This is a genomic window from Cecembia sp., assembly GCF_007126775.1.
Lineage (GTDB): Bacteria > Bacteroidota > Bacteroidia > Cytophagales > Cyclobacteriaceae > Cecembia.
Genome location: NZ_SLAP01000170.1, coordinates 1 through 20,135, shown reverse-complemented (window position 1 = coordinate 20,135; position 20,135 = coordinate 1). Strand labels below are relative to the sequence as shown.

Sequence of the window (20,135 nt, the reverse complement as noted above, 5' to 3'; positions counted from 1 at the left end):
CAGGTATGAATTAAATCATTGTAAATAACCATGAAGAAAAATATCTTTTTCTTGATTTTTCTTCTTGTGTTTTCCATAAAGGGTAACGCGCAAAAAGGAGAAGATCAAAATACAACTGACACAACCAAAAAGGATAACATAGAAAATAAGGGATTGATTGAGGAATTAAAGTACATCAAACAGCCAGGTCTGGCGAATGCAGCTTCCAAGATTTATTCAGCGGAACGCAGGTATTCAATCAGCGGCTTTACAGAAATCAATTCCGTGACTTATTTGGGTGAAAAAAACAGAGGAGATGACCTCGAATTGTTCTACAGTAACCTTTATAGATTTGGGGTTTATTTCGGGTATAAAATTACAGACAAGTTCATTTTCATGTCTGAATTACAAGGGGAATTCCTTCATGACGGTTTTAGGGAATCGGGAACCGAATTCAATTTTGAGTGGATATTTGATTACCTGTTTCATCCCTCGTTCAATCTCCGGATTGGAAATTACCCTATTCCCATAGGATATACCAATATCAATGAGGAACCCATTGCCTTTTACTCTGTAAATAGGCCTGAAGTAGAAAGGATCATTTCCCCTACCCAGTGGTTGGAGACCGGAATTATGTTTTATGGGAATTTCCTGAACGATCAATTGGAATATAATCTGGGAATGACAAAAGGGCTAGATGCTGCCAATATGGTGGAAGGAACTTGGATTAGAAGAGGTCGGTACCATAGCTTTGCTTGGCCTGAATCATGGGCAGGAAATGGAAAATTGGAATACGTCGGAAGAGAAGACGTCAAATTGGGGATATCAGCCTATCATGGCAATGCAAATAGCGGAAGGAAATTACCAGATGGTAGTAATTTTGCTCCTATGGTTTCTCTTTATTCTGGATTCTTTGGTTATGACTGGTCTGATTTTTCATTGTTTGGCTTGGTGATGAAAGGCTCAATGACACAAACTGACAGGATATTTGTCTTCAACAACCAGATTATGGGGAAAGAAACCTTCGGCTATTACGGAGAATTGCGTTGGGACATCTGGGGGAAATTTAATAGCCAAAAAGATTGGAAATTGCCCATCTGGATAAGATACGAAAGGCTTGATACGCATGCATCAGTAGGCACTGGTTTTGATACAGAAGGATTCGATAGACAAAACCTACAAATCTTAAGTTTGGGTGCAAATCTAAGGCCTAAAAAAAATATAGTATTCAAGGGTAACTATCAAATACGTAAAAATTTGGTTGACAGCCCCTTAGAAGAAGCAAACAGGATAGAGTTCGGAATAGGTCTTATTTTCTGAAACCACCTGCGATTAATTCCAGTAAAAAACACCGGTTAAATAGAAAAGACCGCCGAGGTTGGTTTTCCTTGTAACCAAAAAATATGCAAAATTTGCAACGAAATTAGAAGAAGCAATGAAAAAGTTATGGGGTATCTTAACCTTTATGGTCATTTCAATCGGCATGATCAAGGCTCAAGATGAAATAGACAGCCTAAAATTGGAGAGAGTTATTTTGGACAGCATATTTTTGGCTGAATTTGAAGAGCCTGAAAAATACAAAAAACCAAAAGTGCTGCATGCAGAACCCCTTTACATTGACCTTATCAGAGATCTGGGTGCAAGAAAAGGAGAAAAGGAATGGAACGTAGGTTTTGGCATGTTTGACAAAAGAGGCGTTGACAAATACGAAGCCCTCGTGGAATATGAATGGGCACCAATTGACAGGTTAGGCCTAGAAATAGAAGTACCTGTAACCCTCTTTAATGTAAGAGGTAACCCTACAGATATTGATCGCCCGTCCAATAGGATCGAATCCCTAAAGCTGGCAAGCCAATGGTCATTCCTGGTTTCTGAAAAGGCTAAAACTACTTTGGCTTTGGGTTATATCCATGAATTTGAATTTGTCGATCTCAACAAAATAGGACGGGGGGATATATTCAAGGGAAATATATACAACCCATTTTTTATCGCAGCCAAAAGATGGGGAATGAATTACCATACTTTGGTTTATACTGGACCAAGGATAGAAAAAGAATTCAATAGCAGAAGAGAAATAAGCTATGAAATCCATAGCAATTTCCATTATATGATAGCAGGTACGAGAAACTTTATCGGTATTGAAGTCAATAAAGAAATCATCAATGGGAAATTGGAAACTGTCCTTCGTCCTCAGATGCGCGTAGGACTGGCGGAAAACCTGATGGTAGGTATAGTCACAGGAATACCTATCAATAGGGAAAGGGAAAGTTTGAGTTCCTTCGTACGGATCATCTATGAACCTGGATTCAAAACCTTTCATTAAAAAAGACCGCTAAATGCGGTCTTTTTTCAAAATTGTTTAGGGACAATTCCTTTTGCTGAAAAACCAATAATTTCATCCAGCTCATAATCTTTTCCTTTGCCCCATCGCAGTAATTCTTCAATCGTATAAATTTCTGTAGTGTCCAGATCCCTCACTTTGAAATTTTCTCCGGACAACCTGGCCAGAATTTCCAACCTCCTAATCTCTCCCTGATTGGTCAGTTCATAAAACCTACCTACCCTTAAATTGTCCAGTGCAATGGCCATACTTAATCAATTTCTAGTTGTTGGATTCTTTTTACCGGTCCGGGACAATATTGCTGATGACATCCAATACAGGTATTGATAACCGTTTGGTAATTTGCTTTCACCAGTTCTAGTGGACTTTCTTCTAAATTAGCCAAGCTTTCCAAATAAGCCTCCCCCATCATATGGAATATAGGAGTCTTTACTTTGGGGTCTGTAGGCTTCACTTCAAGAAGATTCCGGTGCTTTTCTACATAAGATTTGATGCGCTCCCCATTTCCAACTGCAACCTTCACCTCTTCCAAGTCTTCAAACATTTCCCGCATCAATAATGCCAAGGGAGCATCCTCATTGGGAAACCGCTGCACCTTCAGCTGTTCCTTTTGATTTTCAGGCTTACAACCTGCGAAAAGAAATATACTGAACAGAAAAACCCTGAAAAAGGTCTTATGCATTATCTTGGATAATTACTCCAATGGCCTCAAAAGCATATTCTTTTTTCGGGGACTTGATGGCCTCGACTTCTTCAACAGATTTCCCTGCATCTTCTGCATAATGCTTTAAGGTGGCCACGTCCGTAACTTTTTTGGTCGCTACTCCCTCAATAATTACGGGATAGCCATGTGCATTTTTGGGAACAAAAAAACCATAATCTTTGAAAGTAACGCGCATGCTTTCTCCATTCGGCAAGTCAATGGTCATCCAACAACCTTTTTTTGAACATACCTCTTTGATCTCCCCAACTACCTTTCCATGAAATTCATTTTCGGTCTCCAAAACGGCTACAAGTCTATCCAATGTATTGACTCCTTGGTCATTGATTTCCTCACCAAAATATCCAATCGGTAATGTTTCAGATGAAACATCTGTACTTTTTTCCTGAACTTCCTTGCTATTACAAGCTGATAGCGTAAAAACAGCAAGTAAAATGACAGATAAAATCGTTCTCATAAGCATTTTTTTTTCAAAAATAATCAAAAGTCAAGCTGAATAAAATATTTCCAGACTTTCAATCTTTTAATTTTTCTGCAAAAACCTTTTTAAATTTCTCCAACTTTGGACGGATCACAAACTGACAATAAGGCTGCATGCCATTATCATTGAAATAATTCTGATGGTAATCTTCAGCCACGTAGAAATTATTGAAGGCGGTAACTTCTGTTACTATTGGTTTGTCAAAGGCTCCGGAAGCATTCAATTTGTTTTTATAAAATTCAGCCGCTTCCTTCTGTGCTTCATTGTGGTAAAAAACAGCCGACCTGTACTGTGGCCCAACATCCGCTCCCTGACGGTTTAATGTAGTCGGGTCATGAGTGGACCAAAAGACTTCCAATATTTCTTCAAAAGAGATAACAGCAGGATCAAAATAAAACTGTATTACCTCTGCATGACCTGATGTTCCGGAAGTAACCTGTCGGTAGGTAGGCTGATCTACGTGTCCACCACTATAACCAGAGCGTACGGTCTCTACTCCCTGTAAATTCTGGTAAATGGCCTCCGTACACCAGAAACAACCAGCACCTAAGGTAGCTACTTCATACCCATTGGGTGTCTCAACTTCTGTTTTGGGCAAATCTTGCATGGTCTTATTTTTTTTGGATGGCGTCTGTTGTGCACAGGCCATATTTCCTGTTAGCAATAGGATGAAAAGAATATGAAAATATTTCATAAGGATAATCATTTGTAGGAATAACCAATATTGGAATCAAGAAGTTTTCAATACCCGGATTCTTACAGGCCCAACAGGTAATTCCAAAGGGTCAATTGCTTTGTTATTTTGTAAAACTACCAGTTTTCCTTCCCTATAAAGGCGCATCATTTCGAGCTGAATATCATGCATAAAGTGTCGCCAATCCTGCGGATATAACCATCTGACCACCTCTGAAGGACAAAAAGAAGTATGCCCTCTTATCCTTCCCATTTCCAAGATGGCAGTTTCTAAGATATAGGGGAATAAGGTTTTCTGCTCCATAGGGCAAAAAACAAAAAAAAATTAAAAAATCATTTAAAAAATAAAGAATACTGAAATTAAAAAATTCTTCAAAAAACTTGAATTTAATTACGCATGAGGTTCCTTACCCTTGAAGCAAGCTCATTGGGGTGGAAAGGTTTGGCCATATGGTCCGAAGCGCCGGAATTCAAGGCTTCTTTTACAAAATCTTCCTTGTCCCCTTCTGTACTGAGGACGATAACAGGACAGTCCGGCTTTTTCTCTTTTACATAATCTATAATTTCAACACCATCTTCTCTGGGAACCAATACATCCGTGATTAAAAGATCAGGCGATACAGTGTTAAAAAGATTAATGCCCTCTTTCCCATTGGTGGCAACAGTAATATTGTACCCCTCTTTTTTCAATTTAAAAGTAACCAAACTGGAAATCAGTCTGTCATCTTCTATTACCAAAATCTGTTTCATGTAATACGCTTTAAACAATTGATAGGATAAATATAAATATTAAGAATTATAAAAAACAAGCGTTTTAAAACTTAAAATTGTATAAATTTTTTATAAAAAAATACAAATAAATGAAAATGCATTATGTTAAAAAATATTTGCCGTTCTTAACCGATTTTGCCATTTAGAAAAAAAATAATTTTTTGAAAAAAAAATCTTTCGTAACCTTGATTATTGAGAAAACCAGTAAAATCAACATATACGTTATGAATATCCGATTCAAACCAAAGGTATTCAGTAGTTTAATTTTCATGGCATTATTTGTCAGCCTACATACTTTTGGTCAGAGTGATCCAAAGGGAGAAAGAAGGGTGACAGGTACCTATGCCATAGTGAATGCTACGGTTACCACTTCTCCAGGAAAGACCATAAACGGGGCCACCATTTTAATTAAAAACGGATTGGTTGAAAGTATAGGCAATAACCTCTCTCTTCCTCCAGAGGCCCAGATTATTCCAGGAGACTCTTTATTTGTTTATCCTGGGTTTATTGATGGCGCTTCAGGTGCAGGAGTAAGCAAACCGGCCGATCCCGAAAGACCGGCTGATTTTGATTCTTCCAATCCTCCCGATGAGATTGCAGGCATCACTCCGTGGAGATCAGTCCTTGACAATTATGACCCAAAAAGCAGCCAGATTTCGGATTGGAGAAAGGTTGGTTTCACCATTGCCCAGATAATTCCAGAAGGTGGTATGCTTCCAGGAAAATCTGCCATTGTCACCTTCGGAGGAAAAACTTCTTCCAATATTTTGGCGAACAATACTGCAATGGGTGCAAGATTTAGGAATGTAGGTGGTGGACGTGGGATGTATCCCGGCACACAATTGGGCATTATGGCCAAATTCAGGGACTTGTACAAAAATGCTGAGTTATCTGCAAAACACAACCGGCTGTTTGCCTCCACTTCCGGAGTGGCAAGACCGGAGATGAATAAAACGCTCGAGGCCTTTTTCCCTGTTTTGGATAAAAACATGCCTATCCTTTTTGAGGTTTCCAACGATTTAGAAATCAAAAGGGCAACAGCGCTACAAAGGGAATTTGGATTCAATTTGATCCTCACTGGTGTAACAGAAATTGATTATGCATTAGATGATATGAAAGCTTCTAATGCCAAAGTACTCATAGGATTCAGATTACCCAATGACAAGACTGCCAATGCAGATTTGGAGGGTAAAACCGAAGAAATGCAGTCCCGGACACTCAAAATCAGAGAGGCATATAAAAGCATCCTCGAAGGCCCTTCCAAACTTGAAGCAGCCGGAATCCCATTTGGGTTTACCAGCATGGGCGGCAGGAGTTCTGAAATGCTGAAAAACATCCGTTTGATGATTGAAAATGGATTGAGTGAAGATGGAGCACTCGCAGCTCTGACCATCAATAATGCCAATATAATGGGCATACAAAAATTTGCTGGAACACTGGAAAAAGGTAAACTTGCCAATATGGTGATCAGTACTGCTCCGATCTTTTCAGAGGAAGCTCAGATTCAACATGTTATTGCTGATGGTTATCTTTTTGATTATGATGTCAGCAAAAAAAGTAAGGCCAATGGAGAAAATGGAAAAACCATTGACATTGCCGGAGTCTGGGAATACACTTCGGATACACCCGCAGGTAGTTCTGATGGCACCATGGAAATCAAAAAAGAAGGAGATTCCTACAAAGGAACAATCACTTATGACAATCCGGCAGGCAGCGGAAAAGCCAGTTCTGAGATGAATAACATCACCCTATCAGGGAATAACCTCTCCTTTACTTTTAATGTCTCCGCCGGAGGCATGGCATTGGAAGTTACGGTAGCAGGTGATGTTTCGGAAGATGATTTCCGTGGTAATATGTCACTGAGTGATTTTGGCAGCTTCCCTCTCAACGCCAATAAAAAACCTAATCAAAGCAACCAATAATTCCAAAAGCGATGAAAAATTTAAAAATAATAATCAGCGGCTTTTTGGTGTTGGGTACAATGCTTGCAAATGCCCAAACACCGAAAGGATCCGTACTCATAAAGAATGCTACTGTTCTCACTGTTACTCAGGGAGACTTAGAGGCAACAGATGTACTGGTAGAAAATGGCATCATAAAAAAAATCGGGAAAAATTTAAATGCCAATAACATTGAGGTTATAGATGCCAGTGGAAAATACCTCATGCCCGGAATAATTGATGCCCACTCCCATGTGGCTTTGGATGCAGTCAATGAGGCTACTGCCCCTATTACGGCTGAGGTCAGAATGGCAGATGTGGTCAATCCTTATGATATAGGGCTTTACAGGGCACTAGCAGGAGGAGTAACTATTTCCCATGCCATGCACGGTTCTGCCAATGCCATTGGTGGACAAAACATAACTTTAAAGCACCGTTATGGCACATTTAGCCCTGAAGACCTTTACATGAAGGAGGCGCCAAGGACCATTAAGTTTGCGCTTGGTGAAAACCCAACGCGTGTTCACGGACGTGGCAATGGGATACAGCCAAGGACAAGAATGGGCGTAGATGCGGTAATCAGAAATGGATTCAATGAGGCATTGCAATACAAAAAAGCCTGGTCTAATTATGAAAACGCCCTCAACCAAAGAGGATCAAATCCAGTACCACCTAAATATGACAGTAGACTGGAAACACTTGTGGACATCCTGGATGGTAATATTATCATACACTGCCATTCTTATAGGGCTGATGAAATTTACGCCCTGATCAACACCTGTAGGGAGTTTGGAATCAGTAATATTGTCTTTTCCCATGTCAATGAGGGATTCAAAGTGGCGCCGGAATTGGCTGAGTATACCATGGGGGCCTCTGTATTCGCAGATTGGTGGGCTTATAAATTCGAAGTGTACTATTCTACAGCTTATAATGCAGCTATCTTAATGGAAAACGGCGTCATCACTTCCATCAATTCGGATTCCGGAGAATTGATCAGACACCTATACCATGAAGCAGGCAAAGCACAGCGCTATGGTGAATTGGATGACCAGCAAACACTGGCCCTGATCACCATCAATCCTGCCAAACAACTTGGAATCGCAGATAAAGTAGGTTCTATTGAAGAGGGAAAACAAGCAGATTTGGTCATCTTCAATGAGCATCCCCTCTCAGTGTATGCCATCCCCCAAATGACATTCGTAGATGGTGTAAAATACTTTGATATCAACGATGACCCGGATGATATGAGGCTCAAGGTAAGTGCGAGTGAGGCATTGGAACCCATCTACCTCAAAGAGCACGAACACCGTTGCATGCATGGGGTGGATTTCTTCTTTACCAATTTTGGAAGAAACCTGTTTAACCATACACATTGATACCTAAGGGTTTGGATAAAATGGCAAAATCATGAAAAAAATGAAAAAATTAATATATACCTGTTTGCTGGCCTTTTTACCGCTTTTGGCATCGGCACAGTTTGATGGGGAGTTTATAAAACCAAGAACTGGTAAATTCTTGCTGCAGAATGCTACCGTGGTCACCGTGACCAAAGGAAACATTGAAAATGCAAGCGTATTGATCGATGCAGGAAAAATCATCGCAGTAGGGCAAAATATTGCCGATACTGATGCAGAAGTTATTGATTGTTCCGGACATTTTATTTATCCCGGAATGTTTGATGGTGGAAGCCGATTGGGATTAGTAGAGGTCAATTCTTTGGCAGAAACACAAGACTATGCAGAGATTGGACAGGTTACTCCCAATATGCAGGCGTTGGTTGCAATCAATCCCAATTCTGTCGCCATTCCTGTTACAAGAGTAAGTGGAGTAACTACCACCCTGGCCCTGCCTTCCGGTGGAATATTTCCAGGAACTGCTGCCCTGATCAATCTCAATGGCTATACCCCGGATCAAATGTATGCCGGTTTCAAAGGAGTAGTTCTGAACTTCCCTTCTTCAGCGAGAAGAAGTACATGGGATCGAAGAAGTGACGAAGATATCAAAAAGGAAGCAGATCAGGCACAGAAAACCTTGAATGAAATCTGGGGAAGGGCCGAAACGTATTACCAGCTCCAGCAAGCCAATGCGGAACTCCAATATTATCCCGAAATGGAGCAATTGGCGAAAGTCCTTGCAGGAGAATTGCCCTTGTTGGTAGAAGTGAATGCAGCGACAGACATACTCTCTGCCATTGATTGGATCCAATCCAAAAACGTCAAAGCCATACTTACTGGGGTAGCCGAGGGTTGGCGCGTAGCAGATAAAATCGCAGAGGCCGAACTTCCCGTCATTACAGGACCCATGTTGTCGATTCCCACAAGGCAATCAGACAGATATGATGCATCCTATACCAATCCTGGCAAAATGGCCAAGGCAGGGGTAAAAGTGGTGATCCGAAGCAATGATGCCGAAAATACCAGAAATCTCCCCTTCAATGCAGGCTTTGCAGCAGCCTATGGAATGGGAAAAGAAGAGGCACTAAAGGCCATCACGATCAATGCCGCAGAAGTTTTTGGCATCGCTGATGAAATGGGGTCTATTGAACAAGGCAAAAAGGCTACTCTGTTTGTCGCTACTGGAGATCCATTCGAAACCAAAACCCAAATTCGCCATGTTTTCATTGACGGATATAGGGTTCCTATGAGTAACAGGCATATCAAACTGTACCAGGAATTTTTAGAAAGATCTCCAGGTTTGGAAAAAAATTGATTTGGAATTAAGTTTGAGCCGCAGTTAGAATTGGCTGCGGCTTTTTTTACAATCTTATCTATGATAGTCAGCACTACAAACCAACTGGAAGGTTATAAAATAACCGCCTATCTGGGCATTGTTTCCGGAGAAACCATTATTGGGGCCAATGTATTTAAAGATTTCTTCGCCAGTATCACCGACATTGTGGGTGGTAGAGCTGGTGCTTATGAGCGCGTCCTCAGAGAAGCCAAAGCAACCGCCATGGCCGAAATGGAGATGCAGGCAAAAGCTTTTGGTGCAAATGCAGTCATCGGCATTGACCTGGATTATGAAACAATAAGGGATGGAATGCTAATGGTCACGGCTGCCGGAACAGCCGTGAAAATAGAAAAGGTTTTTACTTAGTTGACAATTTCAATTTTTCCGGAAGTTACCTCCCCACGGATGGTATTTGCAGCGCCGTTGTTGATATTCAAGGCACCAGAAGATACCGCATCTCCGACCCTTGCGGATCCACTTCCCGTTGTGATATTGAAATTGAAATCTCTTAGATTACTGAATGTCTGTATATAGATGTTTCCAGAAGAAGCTTTAAGTGCAGTTTGAGGACTTAATCCCGAATTAGTAGCAAATAATTGGCCTGATGATACCGTCACATTGCCTATAGCCTTCACATTGTTCATTTCAATTTTCCCTGAACTTACTGTCGCGTTCAATATGCCGTTATGGTCTTTGACAATTACTTCCCCGCTTGATGCCTCTACCTGCACATCACCTTCTACTCTTAGCAATTCTATTTTCCCAGATGTCAAATCGGCCTCAATTCCCCCAAGAATATCTTCAAATATTCCCCTTCCTGCATTGATATTCAACTGCAACCTTGGTATTGCCAAGTTCTGTGCAATAATCTCTCCTGAATCAACTTGCAGACTTGCTGAAGGATGAACCACATTTTTAACAGTGATTTTTCCAGATCCGGCTTCAAGGTCAAGCAACATACTTCTTGGACCGGTAAAAAGGATAACACCTTCTCCCCTTGCGCTGCCGCTGAATAGTCGGTTATTGGTTTCTAAAAACACCCTTAAAGTGCTTCCTACCAATCTGTATTCCACCTCAAATTTACGGCTGGAATTGGAACGCAATTGCACATCCAGACTAAGTGTCTGTCTGCCACTTTCACCCACATACTGCACTTCCAAAAATCCCCCATCAACTTCAATTTTGGTCACTCCTTGAAAATCCTCTTGAAACTCAGAAACTAAAGAAAGGTCGTCACTCAAGCAACTGCTCATGAATAAAAGCATTCCAGGCAAAAACGCCCACTGAAAGTTTTGGAGCTTCTTTACAAAATACTTGTGCTGATCATTTCCAGCACCCAAGAAATTTAATTTCATAATTTAAATTGATGTTTAGATGTACATGATAACCTAGCGAAAGGAATGCCAATTTATTCATGAACCAGAGCCTATTGAAATATTTTTTATGTAAGGCCTTGCAATTATAAATTACAGGTGCTTATTTTGTTTTGTCTTTCACTTTTTGCGTGAAGGATTTATAAAGAAGAGGCGAGAGACAGGCTCATAGACCCTCTGGCAACCTGGAAAATCCAAGGTGCCAATTCCTGCCGGTTGAAAATATTGTCAGCTGGAAATATAAATTCTACAATTATGAATTTAATAAAACGCATTTTAGGACAGCCCCCAAATCCCTACTCTTGTACTGATATTTACTGTTGTCTAGGCTACATGTAATATTTTCATTGCATATTTAATATCCTATAAAATCTATAGGTAAATTTCAACACTCCATTAAATCCTAAAACTAATCATTATGTCTAACTATCATTTCGAAACCCTACAGTTGCATGCCGGACAAAGTCCGGACCCAACTACCAATTCAAGAGCTGTCCCCATTTACCAGACAACCTCCTATGTTTTCAACTCTGCTGATCATGGCGCCAATCTTTTTGCATTAAAAGAATTTGGCAATATTTACACCAGGATCATGAATCCAACTACAGACGTCTTTGAAAACAGAGTTGCTGCACTGGAAGGTGGAGTTGCTGCAGTAGCTACTGCCTCTGGACAAGCCGCACAGTTTCTGGCACTCAACAATATTCTGCAGACAGGGGAAAACTTTGTTTCCACCTCTTTTCTTTATGGTGGCACATACAATCAATTTAAAGTTGCCTTCAAACGTATCGGCATAGAAGCCCGCTTTGCCGCGGGAAATAACCCAGCCGATTTTGAAAAATTGATTGACGAGAAGACCAAAGCCATCTATTTGGAAACCATAGGGAATCCAGAATTCAATATCCCTGATTTTGAAGCCATATCCTCACTTGCCAAAAAGTACGATATTCCTGTGGTAGTAGACAATACTTTCGGTGCGGGTGGATACCTTTTTCAACCCCTGAAACATGGCGCCAATATCGTAACAGCCTCGGCAACCAAATGGATCGGAGGACATGGAACCTCTATTGGAGGTATCATTATTGATGGAGGGAATTACAATTGGGGAAATGGGAAATTTCCACAATTTACGGAGCCTTCTGAAGGATACCACGGACTCAAATTCTGGGAAGTCTTCGGAGAAAACAATCCTTTAGGACTTCCCAATATTGCTTTTGCAATCAGGGCAAGGGTAGAAGGATTAAGGGACTTTGGACCGGCATTGAGTCCATTCAATTCCTTCCTCCTACTTCAAGGCCTGGAAACCCTGTCTTTACGGGTACAAAGAACGGTAGACAATGCCTTAGCCATCGCAGAATGGTTGGAAAAGCATCCCAAAGTACAAAAAGTCAATTACCCCGGCCTCAAATCTTCTCCTTACCATGAACTGGGTAAAAAATACCTCCGACATGGTTTTGGCGGTGTTTTGAGTTTTGAACTGAAAGGGAACAAGGAAAGTACCAAGCAATTTATAAATGAACTGAAGTTGATTTCCCACCTTGCCAATGTGGGGGATGCCAAAACTTTGATCATTCAACCCGCTGCTACCACACACCAACAATTAAGCGATGTAGAACAGGTTGCTGCTGGGGTGACGCCCACCCTTCTTCGGATATCTTTGGGAATTGAACATGTTGAAGACATAAAAGCAGATCTGCAACAGGCGTTTGATAGTATAGCCTAATTAATACATCAAAACCTATCAGGTCTCAATACCTGATAGGTTTTAATCAACCCTTTTTATATAATGAATTTAGAAAGCGATTATTTGATCATAGAAATGGCGCAGGAAACCTACAAGCACGAAGGTATATTGGAATTGGAGTCAGATGAAAAACTACAGGATTTTGAAATAGCCTATACCACCCAAGGACATTTGACCACGGCAAAAGACAATGTCATCTGGGTTATACATGCCCTTACCGGTGATGCCAATGTTCAGGATTGGTGGGGAGGCCTTATGGGTGAAGACAAATTTTATGATCCTGCAAAATATTTTATTGTATGCGCCAATTTATTGGGCTCATGTTACGGATCTACCAACCCGCTTTCAAATCATCCAGAAACTGGAGAAACTTACTATTATGATTTCCCTCAATTGACCACACGCGATCTGTCAAAATCCCTGGATTTACTCAGGGAACATTTGGGTATCTCCCAAATTCATACCCTGATCGGGGGTTCACTTGGAGGTCAGGTGGCTTTGGAATGGGCCTACCTTCTCGAAGCAAAAGTGAACAATACAGTTATCCTGGCCTCTAATGCCAAAACCTCAGCTTGGACCATAGGTTTTAATGAAACCCAGCGAATGGCCATTGAAGCAGACAGCACTTGGGGTTCTAAGCACCCGGAAGCCGGCAAAAAAGGACTAGAGGCTGCTAGGGCTATGGCCATGATGTCCTACCGGCATCCAGAAGACTTTGCACTCAAGCAGACTGATCAGGTTGAAAAACTGGACAATTTCAGAATAGCTTCCTACTTGCGCTATCAAGGTCAGAAATTGGCCAACCGATTCAATGCGTTTTCTTATTGGGTGCTGAGCAAAACAATGGACAGCCATGACCTGGGCAGGGGTCGTGGTGGAACAGCTCAAGCCCTTTCACAAATACAATCCAAAGTTCTTGCAATTGGAGTCGATAGAGACCTCCTCTTCTTAAAAGAAGAATCCCAGTTTATCGCGCAACATGCCCAAAAAGGAAGCTTCAGGGAAATCAAATCCAGCTATGGCCACGATGCCTTTTTGATTGAGTACGGACAACTGCAATATATTCTCAGCAGCTTTTACCTGGAAAGCAATACGCTGTAAATGCGGAGGCCGATTACTGAACCCGTAATTTTGATTTTCAGAAAAATGATTGGAATAGCTGCAGGTTAAGATTAATTTTAAGTATGAAATTTACACAAATCAAAGAAACCTGCCTTTATATCAGTGACCTGGATTTAGCAGAGAATTTCTACCATCGGATTTTGGAAATGCCTGTCATCTCAAAAGTGAATAACAGACATATTTTTTTTAGATGTGGGACAGCCGTCTTGCTCTGTTTTATACCCGAAGTGACCAGGAATGAAAAAAACCTTCCACCTCATTATGCCACAGGTAAACAACACATTGCGTTTGAAGTAAGTCGCAAGGAATATCAAGAAACCAAAAAAATCCTAATAGAGAAAAAAATAAGGATTACTCACGAGCAGGAGTGGAAAGATGGGCTCGAAAGCCTTTATTTCGAGGATCCTTTTGGACATGTACTGGAGATTGTCCCGGAAGGTATCTGGGAGTAATTGCGGGCAATCCTAAAATAATCACTGCGCCCTGGTCCATTCCACTGTTCTTCCAATCAGAGAAACTCCTATAAATCCCCTGACCTCAAGTACTTTTTCCCCTTTCTTCTTGAGCGTACTGGAATAAGTCTTTCCATTTCTAGGATCATAGATAGCTCCATTTTCCCAACTTCCTCCCTTAAACTCGAAGTTTTCCAATAGTTTCATGCCAAGAATAGGTCTTTCTCTTTTGGATTTGTCCACATTGTTTGCATCCAAAATGGGTTTGCCATTTTCCATGGATTCTTTTAGCCATACTACCCTACCAAAGTATTTTCCTCCATCCTTAAAGATTTCTATTTTGGCATCTTCTTCCGTATTGTACCATAGACCTAAAATATCGTCTGCTTTTTGAGCCAAGGTGGTTTGCATCGTTGAGAAGATCACAACAAATGCAAAAAGAATTGACTTTTTACCCATGAGTTTGATTTTTTTTGTCAGCTTTCAAAGTATAGTAATACTTTTACGGTTAGAAATGTTCCATCTTTCAGGGCTTTTTTTAATATGTACAAAAACCAAAAGACGCATTCTTCCGGTTCACAGGGTTTGTTCCAATTGCTCCTTCAAGAGGTCAATTTTGAGCTTTTGCCCGAAAAAGCCATTTACCTTCCAGATCAAAAAAGTCTTTTGATTGCAGATCCCCATTTTGGCAAAGCGGCACACTTTAGAAAAGCAGGTGTACCCGTCCCAGAATCTGTACATCATGGGGATTATGTGAAAATCAAAAAACTTATCCAAAATTTCCAACCGCTTCATCTTTTCTTTTTAGGAGACCTTTTTCATAGTGATTTCAATCAGACCTGGCTTGATTTGGAAGCCTTCCCTGGCCTTTTTCCTGGAATTCAATTCCACCTAATTAAAGGGAACCATGATATACTTCCTGCGCAATTTTACCGTTCAGAACTTTGGGATGTACATTCCCAATCTTTGGTGCTTGGCAATCTTTTACTCTCCCATGAACCAGAAATGGACATTCCAGAAGGAATGCTCAATATTTGTGGGCATGTCCATCCTGGAATATCACTCTATGGCCAAGGTAGGCAAAAGTTGACTTTGCCCTGTTTCTTTGTCTCTCCCAAAAGGATCATTCTGCCAGCATTTGGGCGATTCACCGGATTGGCAAAGTTGGAATGTGAAAAACATGACAGGGCATTCGTCATCGCCAATAAAAAAATAGTGGAAGTCAATTTAAGCACCTAAGATTGGTTTAATCCAGGAAGCTGTTTAATTTTGGCAGAATTAAAACCGTATATAAGGGTGACTCCAAGAAAAAAAACAAGACTGGGAAGGTTTAAATTTATCTCTGTACTTTTTAGTACGACCCTCTCCCTTTTTATAGTGGGTTTATTTTGAGTAATCGTTATCCAGGCCAAGACCCTAACCAGTCTGATTCGGGAAAATATTGAAATCCAGGTATTCTTAAATAAAAACCTTTCTTCCTCAGCACTAACAGAAATCGGGAATGTACTGGAATCCAAACCCTATGTTTTGAAGAAAGATGACAAATCCGGAATACAGTTTATCTCACAGGATGAAGCAGCCAAGGTTTTTCTGCAAGATACCGGAGAGGATTTCGCCCAATTTCTGGATGACAATCCCTTAAGGGATAGCTACACCGTTTCTATTGCAGAGGAATACCAGACATCTGATCAAATCAAGGAAATCGTAGAAGAAATCCAAAAAATAGAGGGGGTTTTCGAAGTCACGTATATGGCAGACCTGGTGGAGTCCATCAACCAAAACCTGACAAAAGTAGCCATCGTGATGGGAGGCTTTATTCTTATCCTGATATTTACTGTGGTGATGCTGATCAACAACACCATCAAACTGGCCCTTTTTTCTCAGCGTTTTCTCATCAGAAGCATGCAATTGGTTGGGGCCACAAGAGGATTCATAAGAAAACCCTTCTTACTAAGAGCATTTTTCTTCGGTATTTTGGCAGGAATCATCGCTTCCGCCTTGCTCTTTTTAATCATAGAATATACCAAAGCCAATATTGATGGTTTTGCTTTGCTACAAAATTATACCTTATTGTATTACCTGTTCGGAGGACTGATTGTAATCGGAGCCATGCTTTCCCTTTTCAGCACCCTTCAAGCGGTTAACAAATATTTAAACATGTCACTAGACGAACTATATTAAAATGGCAAATACACCTTTCCCCTTCGAAAAAAAGAACTACAGGCTCATGCTGATAGGTATTGGTATCATTGTTTTGGGATTCATCATTATTGGTCTTGACAGTGAACCGCATGGCTTTGGCTTTATGGGACTTACATTAGGTCCAATCATTACCTTGATCGGCTTTTTGTTTCAGTTTTATGCAATTTTTAAAAAACCAGAAACGAAATAATCCATGGAGATTATCGATGCGCTCATCCTTGGAATAGTTCAGGGATTGACCGAATTTTTACCAGTTTCCTCAAGCGGACACCTGGAGCTTGGAGCCGCCCTCCTTGGAAGTGATAAACTTCCGGAAGAAAGTCTGATGTTTACTGTAGTGCTTCATTTTGCGACGGCATTGGCAACATTATTGGTTTTCCGAAAGGATATTGCTGAAATTCTTACCGGACTGTTAAAGAGAGAATGGAATGAAGAAACCCAATTTTCTTCCAAAATAATCCTCTCCATGGTTCCTGCAGTCATTGTAGGTCTGTTTTTTGAAGAAAAACTGGAACAGTTTTTTGGAGGGAAAATTGTATTTGTAGGAAGCATGCTCCTGGTCACTGCGTTGCTGCTCTTCCTTGCGGACAAAGCCAAGAATACAGATAGAGGTGTGTCATTTCCCAATGCCATCATCGTTGGATTGGCACAAGCTGTAGCCATGTTGCCAGGGATTTCCCGGTCCGGGGCGACCATTTCAGCCTCGGTACTTTTGGGTATTGATAAAAATAAAGCTGCACGTTTTTCATTCCTGATGGTTGTTCCTTTGATCTTTGGGAAAATTGCCAAAGACCTCTTGGATGGTGGGCTTGTTTTCTCAGAAGACACATTTGGATACCTGGCCGTTGGTTTTATCGCTGCATTTATTTCAGGATATTTCGCCTGTGTATGGATGATTGCCCTGGTAAGAAAAAGTAAGCTCACCTATTTTGCTATTTATTGTACCATCGTAGGGCTCATTGCCATTTTCTCAGGAATATATTTGTAAGATGGAGGAAGCAGCACCTTACGGAGAAGTATTTTTAGTCAACAAACCCCGGGAATGGACCTCCTTTGACGTGGTAAAAAAAATTAGAAATGCCCTCAAAATCAAAAAAGTGGGACATGCAGGTACTCTGGACCCTTTGGCCACGGGATTATTGATCGTCTGTGCGGGTAAAAAAACCAAATCCATTGAGTCCTTCATGGGCCAGGAGAAAGAGTACACAGGGACCTTTGTGCTCGGTAAGACCACTGAAAGTTTTGATTTGGAAAGAGAAGTGCTGGAAGTAGCAGATCCTTCGGGACTAAAAACTGAAGATGTTAAGAAAGCCGCTGCGCAACTTACAGGAGACATTATGCAGATTCCTCCAGCGCATTCCGCCATTAAGGTAGGTGGGAAAAGGGTGTACAAAGCAGCAAGAAGGGGGGAAGAAGTCATCCTGGAAGCCAGACCGGTCACTGTATCTGTTTTTGAAATCACAGATTTTAATAACCCTGAAGTGCATTTCAGAATTGTTTGTTCCAAAGGCACCTATATACGAAGTCTGGCAAGGGACCTTGGAGAAATATTGGGTGTCGGAGCTTATCTTTCCGTATTATGCCGAACCAGAATAGGTGATTTCAAGTTGGAAGATGCAGAGGAAATAGAAGATCTGATCAGTACAATCAAAGCAAGGCCCCATGAAAATTTATGAGGGAACAACCCATTTTGAAAACATCAAAAACCCCGTGGTCACCAGCGGTACCTTTGACGGCGTACATTTGGGACACCAAAAAATATTGAAGAGAATTAGGGCTATTGCAGATGAAATCAATGGAGAGACCATATTGATTACTTTTTGGCCGCACCCAAGAATGGTGCTCTATCCCAATGAGCATAATTTAAGGCTATTGACCACTTTTGAAGAAAAAACCCATTTGTTAAGGGAGTTTGGTATTGACCACCTATTGACCATTCCGTTCACCAAGTCTTTTTCCAAACTTAGCTCGGCGGAATTTATCCAACAAATTCTAGTAGATACCATTAAAACCCGTAAATTGGTCATAGGATATGACCACAGATTCGGTAAAAACAGAGAAGGTGGATTTGATTATTTAAAAGCCAATAAACACCATTTTGGCTTTGAGCTGGAAGAGATATCACGAGAAGATGTGGACAATGTTGGGGTCTCCAGTACCAAAATCAGAAAGGCTCTCGAAGATGGAAAGGTGGAAGTAGCCAATGAATACCTTGGTAGGGAATACGACCTCAATGGCATTATCATCAAAGGGCAGCAATTGGGCAGATCCATAGGGTTTCCCACAGCCAATATGCATATCCCGCATGACTATAAATTGATCCCCTGTGATGGGGCTTATGCGGTAACTGCCCGTGTAGAAGGGAAAATCCATCAGGGAATGCTCAACATTGGCAATAGGCCTACCGTAAACGGTAATAGCCAAACCATCGAAGTCCACCTATTTGATTTCGATGGAGATCTTTATGATAAAAGAATCTGTGTACAACTCAAAGCCTACCTGAGACCGGAAATCAAATTCTCCGGACTGGAAGAACTGAAAGCACAACTTCAACAGGATAGAGAGGACGCACTAAGGCTTCTTTCCTGCTAATATCATTTGTATAACCCAAAAATAATTTTTCTATGATCAACAAAACAGTGGCCAACGCCGAAGAAGCTGTTCAGGACATTTCTTCAGGATCCGTACTTATGCTTGGGGGCTTTGGACTTTCCGGAATTCCGGAAAACAGCATATCCGCCTTATTGAACAGAGATATCCATGGGCTAACCTGCATCTCCAACAACGCCGGAGTAGATGATTTTGGAATTGGCCTCATGCTTAAAAAACGCATGGTCAGGAAAATGATCTCTTCCTACGTGGGGGAAAATGCGGAGTTTGAAAGGCAGCTATTGTCAGGAGAACTGGAAGTTGAGCTCATTCCACAGGGCACCCTCGCAGAAAGGATACGTGCAGGTGGTGCAGGTATACCGGCATTTTTCACCCCTGCCGGGGTAGGTACCGAAGTAGCAGAAGGAAAAGAATTGCGGGAATTTGACGGCAAATTGTATTTGATGGAAAGGTGGATGAAAGCAGATTATGCGATTGTCAAAGCTTGGAAAGGAGATACTGCAGGAAACCTGATTTTCAAAGGTACAGCAAGGAACTTTAACCCCATGATGGCTGCAGCTGGAAGAATCACCATTGCAGAGGTGGAAGAATTGGTCCCTGCTGGGAAATTAGATCCCAATCAGATTCATACACCAGGAATTTACGTGCAGCGGATTTTCCAGGGAAAGGATTACGAGAAGAGGATCGAGCAAAGGACGGTGAGAGAATAGAAGGTTGTACCATGTACTAAGTACCAAGTAGAGGCGAGAGACGAGAACCGAGAACCGAGAGAGTGCCGAGCGTTATAAAAAACTATTTTGATAGCTTTTTAGCGAGGAGCCAGGTTGCAGGGCTGGAAAAATAAAAACTTAGAACCAAGAGAAAAGAAACAAGAATTTCGGAAGTTACCCATAGGCAATAAATTTCTAGAAAAAAAACAAAAAACCAAAGCAATGCTGAATAAGAACCAAATAGCCCAAAGAATAGCCAAAGAGGT

Annotated in this window: 23 protein-coding genes, 1 pseudogene and 1 riboswitch; of the genes and pseudogenes, 16 read left to right on the top strand and 8 right to left on the bottom strand. The window is 41.1% G+C overall.

Annotated elements, in window-relative coordinates:
• Positions 1–30 precede the first annotated feature (30 nt).
• Both QZT73_RS11450 and QZT73_RS11445 read left to right on the top strand, forming a co-directional pair.
• Positions 31–1,299: a hypothetical protein gene (locus QZT73_RS11450; RefSeq protein WP_291788237.1), complete on the top strand. Its 1,269-nt coding sequence runs from the start codon at positions 31–33 to the stop codon at positions 1,297–1,299.
• Between the two features lie 115 nt (positions 1,300–1,414).
• A complete protein-coding gene (locus QZT73_RS11445; RefSeq protein ID WP_291778279.1) occupies positions 1,415–2,302 on the top strand; it encodes an HAEPLYID family protein in 888 nt (295 codons plus the stop codon).
• 26 nt (positions 2,303–2,328) lie between these two features.
• On the opposite strand, the gene QZT73_RS11440 is transcribed toward QZT73_RS11445, so the two are convergent.
• The 6 genes from QZT73_RS11440 to QZT73_RS11415 all read right to left on the bottom strand — a co-directional run bounded on the left by QZT73_RS11440 (position 2,329) and on the right by QZT73_RS11415 (position 4,965).
• Positions 2,329–2,568: a hypothetical protein gene (locus QZT73_RS11440; protein WP_291778276.1), complete on the bottom strand. Its 240-nt coding sequence runs from the start codon at positions 2,566–2,568 to the stop codon at positions 2,329–2,331.
• A gap of 2 nt (positions 2,569–2,570) precedes the next feature.
• Positions 2,571–3,002, bottom strand: a complete 432-nt coding sequence (locus QZT73_RS11435; protein WP_291778273.1) for a hypothetical protein — start codon at positions 3,000–3,002, stop codon at positions 2,571–2,573.
• Entirely contained in the window at positions 2,995–3,498 is a 504-nt protein-coding gene (locus tag QZT73_RS11430) for a DUF4920 domain-containing protein (RefSeq protein WP_291788235.1), read from the bottom strand. Before QZT73_RS11430 ends, QZT73_RS11435 begins: the two co-directional genes overlap by 8 nt.
• A 58-nt stretch (positions 3,499–3,556) precedes the next feature.
• A complete protein-coding gene (gene msrA, locus QZT73_RS11425; RefSeq protein WP_291788232.1) occupies positions 3,557–4,216 on the bottom strand; it encodes a peptide-methionine (S)-S-oxide reductase MsrA in 660 nt (219 codons plus the stop codon).
• Positions 4,217–4,252: 36 nt separating this feature from the next.
• A complete protein-coding gene (locus tag QZT73_RS11420; protein ID WP_291778267.1) occupies positions 4,253–4,519 on the bottom strand; it encodes a DUF3253 domain-containing protein in 267 nt (88 codons plus the stop codon).
• An 83-nt stretch (positions 4,520–4,602) separates the two neighbouring features.
• A complete protein-coding gene (locus tag QZT73_RS11415) occupies positions 4,603–4,965 on the bottom strand; it encodes a response regulator (RefSeq protein WP_291778265.1) in 363 nt (120 codons plus the stop codon).
• Between the two features lie 245 nt (positions 4,966–5,210).
• Between QZT73_RS11415 and QZT73_RS11410 the strand changes: the two genes are divergently transcribed.
• From QZT73_RS11410 to QZT73_RS11395, 4 genes are read left to right on the top strand one after another with little or no spacing between them, the layout of a single operon-like run.
• Positions 5,211–6,908 (top strand): amidohydrolase family protein, encoded by a 1,698-nt coding sequence (locus tag QZT73_RS11410; RefSeq protein WP_291788230.1) that lies wholly within the window; start codon positions 5,211–5,213, stop codon positions 6,906–6,908.
• Positions 6,909–6,919: 11 nt separating this feature from the next.
• Positions 6,920–8,302: an amidohydrolase family protein gene (locus QZT73_RS11405; RefSeq protein ID WP_291788227.1), complete on the top strand. Its 1,383-nt coding sequence runs from the start codon at positions 6,920–6,922 to the stop codon at positions 8,300–8,302.
• A 31-nt stretch (positions 8,303–8,333) separates the two neighbouring features.
• Positions 8,334–9,635 (top strand): amidohydrolase family protein, encoded by a 1,302-nt coding sequence (locus tag QZT73_RS11400; RefSeq protein WP_291778259.1) that lies wholly within the window; start codon positions 8,334–8,336, stop codon positions 9,633–9,635.
• 60 nt (positions 9,636–9,695) lie between these two features.
• The gene (locus QZT73_RS11395; RefSeq protein ID WP_291788225.1) at positions 9,696–10,022 is read left to right on the top strand and encodes a YbjQ family protein; all 327 of its coding nucleotides are present in this window, start codon (positions 9,696–9,698) and stop codon (positions 10,020–10,022) included.
• On the opposite strand, the gene QZT73_RS11390 is transcribed toward QZT73_RS11395, so the two are convergent.
• A complete protein-coding gene (locus QZT73_RS11390) occupies positions 10,019–11,011 on the bottom strand; it encodes a DUF4097 family beta strand repeat-containing protein (protein ID WP_291778253.1) in 993 nt (330 codons plus the stop codon). The genes QZT73_RS11395 and QZT73_RS11390 overlap by 4 nt on opposite strands.
• Before the next feature lie 155 nt (positions 11,012–11,166).
• Positions 11,167–11,276: riboswitch (SAM riboswitch) on the top strand.
• Between the two features lie 171 nt (positions 11,277–11,447).
• On the opposite strand from QZT73_RS11390, the gene QZT73_RS11385 reads away from it, so the two are divergent.
• The 3 genes from QZT73_RS11385 to QZT73_RS11375 all read left to right on the top strand — a co-directional run bounded on the left by QZT73_RS11385 (position 11,448) and on the right by QZT73_RS11375 (position 14,347).
• A complete protein-coding gene (locus tag QZT73_RS11385) occupies positions 11,448–12,752 on the top strand; it encodes an O-acetylhomoserine aminocarboxypropyltransferase/cysteine synthase (RefSeq protein ID WP_291778251.1) in 1,305 nt (434 codons plus the stop codon).
• Between the two features lie 63 nt (positions 12,753–12,815).
• Positions 12,816–13,874 carry a homoserine O-acetyltransferase gene (gene metX, locus QZT73_RS11380; RefSeq protein WP_291788222.1) on the top strand — a complete coding sequence of 353 codons (1,059 nt, stop codon included), beginning with the start codon at positions 12,816–12,818 and terminating at the stop codon, positions 13,872–13,874.
• An 83-nt stretch (positions 13,875–13,957) separates the two neighbouring features.
• Complete coding sequence (locus tag QZT73_RS11375) at positions 13,958–14,347, top strand: VOC family protein (RefSeq protein WP_291778245.1); 390 nt, start codon at positions 13,958–13,960, stop codon at positions 14,345–14,347.
• A gap of 21 nt (positions 14,348–14,368) precedes the next feature.
• Here the strand turns inward: QZT73_RS11375 and QZT73_RS11370 are convergent, their stop codons facing one another.
• The gene (locus tag QZT73_RS11370; protein WP_291778242.1) at positions 14,369–14,806 is read right to left on the bottom strand and encodes a DUF2147 domain-containing protein; all 438 of its coding nucleotides are present in this window, start codon (positions 14,804–14,806) and stop codon (positions 14,369–14,371) included.
• A gap of 84 nt (positions 14,807–14,890) precedes the next feature.
• Here QZT73_RS11370 and pdeM point away from each other — a divergent pair, with 84 nt between their 5' ends.
• The 7 genes and pseudogenes from pdeM to QZT73_RS11335 all read left to right on the top strand — a co-directional run bounded on the left by pdeM (position 14,891) and on the right by QZT73_RS11335 (position 19,869).
• On the top strand, positions 14,891–15,586 hold the full coding sequence (gene pdeM, locus QZT73_RS11365) for a ligase-associated DNA damage response endonuclease PdeM (protein WP_291788220.1): 696 nt from the start codon (positions 14,891–14,893) through the stop codon (positions 15,584–15,586).
• Positions 15,587–15,637: 51 nt separating this feature from the next.
• Positions 15,638–16,528, top strand: a pseudogene (locus QZT73_RS11360) (permease-like cell division protein FtsX).
• A 1-nt stretch (position 16,529) separates the two neighbouring features.
• On the top strand, positions 16,530–16,739 hold the full coding sequence (locus QZT73_RS11355) for a DUF3098 domain-containing protein (protein WP_291778236.1): 210 nt from the start codon (positions 16,530–16,532) through the stop codon (positions 16,737–16,739).
• 3 nt (positions 16,740–16,742) lie between these two features.
• Positions 16,743–17,537: an undecaprenyl-diphosphate phosphatase gene (locus QZT73_RS11350; protein WP_291788217.1), complete on the top strand. Its 795-nt coding sequence runs from the start codon at positions 16,743–16,745 to the stop codon at positions 17,535–17,537.
• A 1-nt stretch (position 17,538) separates the two neighbouring features.
• Complete coding sequence (gene truB, locus QZT73_RS11345; protein WP_291788214.1) at positions 17,539–18,225, top strand: tRNA pseudouridine(55) synthase TruB; 687 nt, start codon at positions 17,539–17,541, stop codon at positions 18,223–18,225.
• Positions 18,212–19,141, top strand: coding sequence for a bifunctional riboflavin kinase/FAD synthetase (locus QZT73_RS11340; RefSeq protein ID WP_291788211.1), 930 nt, complete (start codon positions 18,212–18,214; stop codon positions 19,139–19,141). The genes truB and QZT73_RS11340 overlap by 14 nt, the downstream gene beginning before the upstream one ends.
• Before the next feature lie 32 nt (positions 19,142–19,173).
• Positions 19,174–19,869, top strand: coding sequence for a CoA transferase subunit A (locus QZT73_RS11335; RefSeq protein WP_291778224.1), 696 nt, complete (start codon positions 19,174–19,176; stop codon positions 19,867–19,869).
• Positions 19,870–20,135 lie beyond the last annotated feature (266 nt).

Coding starts and splice junctions, on each gene's coding strand:
- QZT73_RS11370 (WP_291778242.1), bottom strand. CDS start 14,806: ATGGGTAAAAAGTCAATTCTTTTTGCATTTGTTGTGATCTTCTCAACG.
- msrA (WP_291788232.1), bottom strand. CDS start 4,216: ATGAAATATTTTCATATTCTTTTCATCCTATTGCTAACAGGAAATATG.
- QZT73_RS11340 (WP_291788211.1), top strand. CDS start 18,212: ATGAAAATTTATGAGGGAACAACCCATTTTGAAAACATCAAAAACCCC.
- QZT73_RS11405 (WP_291788227.1), top strand. CDS start 6,920: ATGAAAAATTTAAAAATAATAATCAGCGGCTTTTTGGTGTTGGGTACA.
- QZT73_RS11335 (WP_291778224.1), top strand. CDS start 19,174: ATGATCAACAAAACAGTGGCCAACGCCGAAGAAGCTGTTCAGGACATT.
- QZT73_RS11395 (WP_291788225.1), top strand. CDS start 9,696: ATGATAGTCAGCACTACAAACCAACTGGAAGGTTATAAAATAACCGCC.
- QZT73_RS11415 (WP_291778265.1), bottom strand. CDS start 4,965: ATGAAACAGATTTTGGTAATAGAAGATGACAGACTGATTTCCAGTTTG.
- QZT73_RS11445 (WP_291778279.1), top strand. CDS start 1,415: ATGAAAAAGTTATGGGGTATCTTAACCTTTATGGTCATTTCAATCGGC.
- pdeM (WP_291788220.1), top strand. CDS start 14,891: ATGTACAAAAACCAAAAGACGCATTCTTCCGGTTCACAGGGTTTGTTC.
- QZT73_RS11390 (WP_291778253.1), bottom strand. CDS start 11,011: ATGAAATTAAATTTCTTGGGTGCTGGAAATGATCAGCACAAGTATTTT.
- QZT73_RS11410 (WP_291788230.1), top strand. CDS start 5,211: ATGAATATCCGATTCAAACCAAAGGTATTCAGTAGTTTAATTTTCATG.
- metX (WP_291788222.1), top strand. CDS start 12,816: ATGAATTTAGAAAGCGATTATTTGATCATAGAAATGGCGCAGGAAACC.
- QZT73_RS11355 (WP_291778236.1), top strand. CDS start 16,530: ATGGCAAATACACCTTTCCCCTTCGAAAAAAAGAACTACAGGCTCATG.
- QZT73_RS11430 (WP_291788235.1), bottom strand. CDS start 3,498: ATGAGAACGATTTTATCTGTCATTTTACTTGCTGTTTTTACGCTATCA.
- QZT73_RS11420 (WP_291778267.1), bottom strand. CDS start 4,519: ATGGAGCAGAAAACCTTATTCCCCTATATCTTAGAAACTGCCATCTTG.
- QZT73_RS11375 (WP_291778245.1), top strand. CDS start 13,958: ATGAAATTTACACAAATCAAAGAAACCTGCCTTTATATCAGTGACCTG.
- QZT73_RS11400 (WP_291778259.1), top strand. CDS start 8,334: ATGAAAAAAATGAAAAAATTAATATATACCTGTTTGCTGGCCTTTTTA.
- QZT73_RS11385 (WP_291778251.1), top strand. CDS start 11,448: ATGTCTAACTATCATTTCGAAACCCTACAGTTGCATGCCGGACAAAGT.
- truB (WP_291788214.1), top strand. CDS start 17,539: ATGGAGGAAGCAGCACCTTACGGAGAAGTATTTTTAGTCAACAAACCC.
- QZT73_RS11450 (WP_291788237.1), top strand. CDS start 31: ATGAAGAAAAATATCTTTTTCTTGATTTTTCTTCTTGTGTTTTCCATA.
- QZT73_RS11440 (WP_291778276.1), bottom strand. CDS start 2,568: ATGGCCATTGCACTGGACAATTTAAGGGTAGGTAGGTTTTATGAACTG.
- QZT73_RS11350 (WP_291788217.1), top strand. CDS start 16,743: ATGGAGATTATCGATGCGCTCATCCTTGGAATAGTTCAGGGATTGACC.
- QZT73_RS11435 (WP_291778273.1), bottom strand. CDS start 3,002: ATGCATAAGACCTTTTTCAGGGTTTTTCTGTTCAGTATATTTCTTTTC.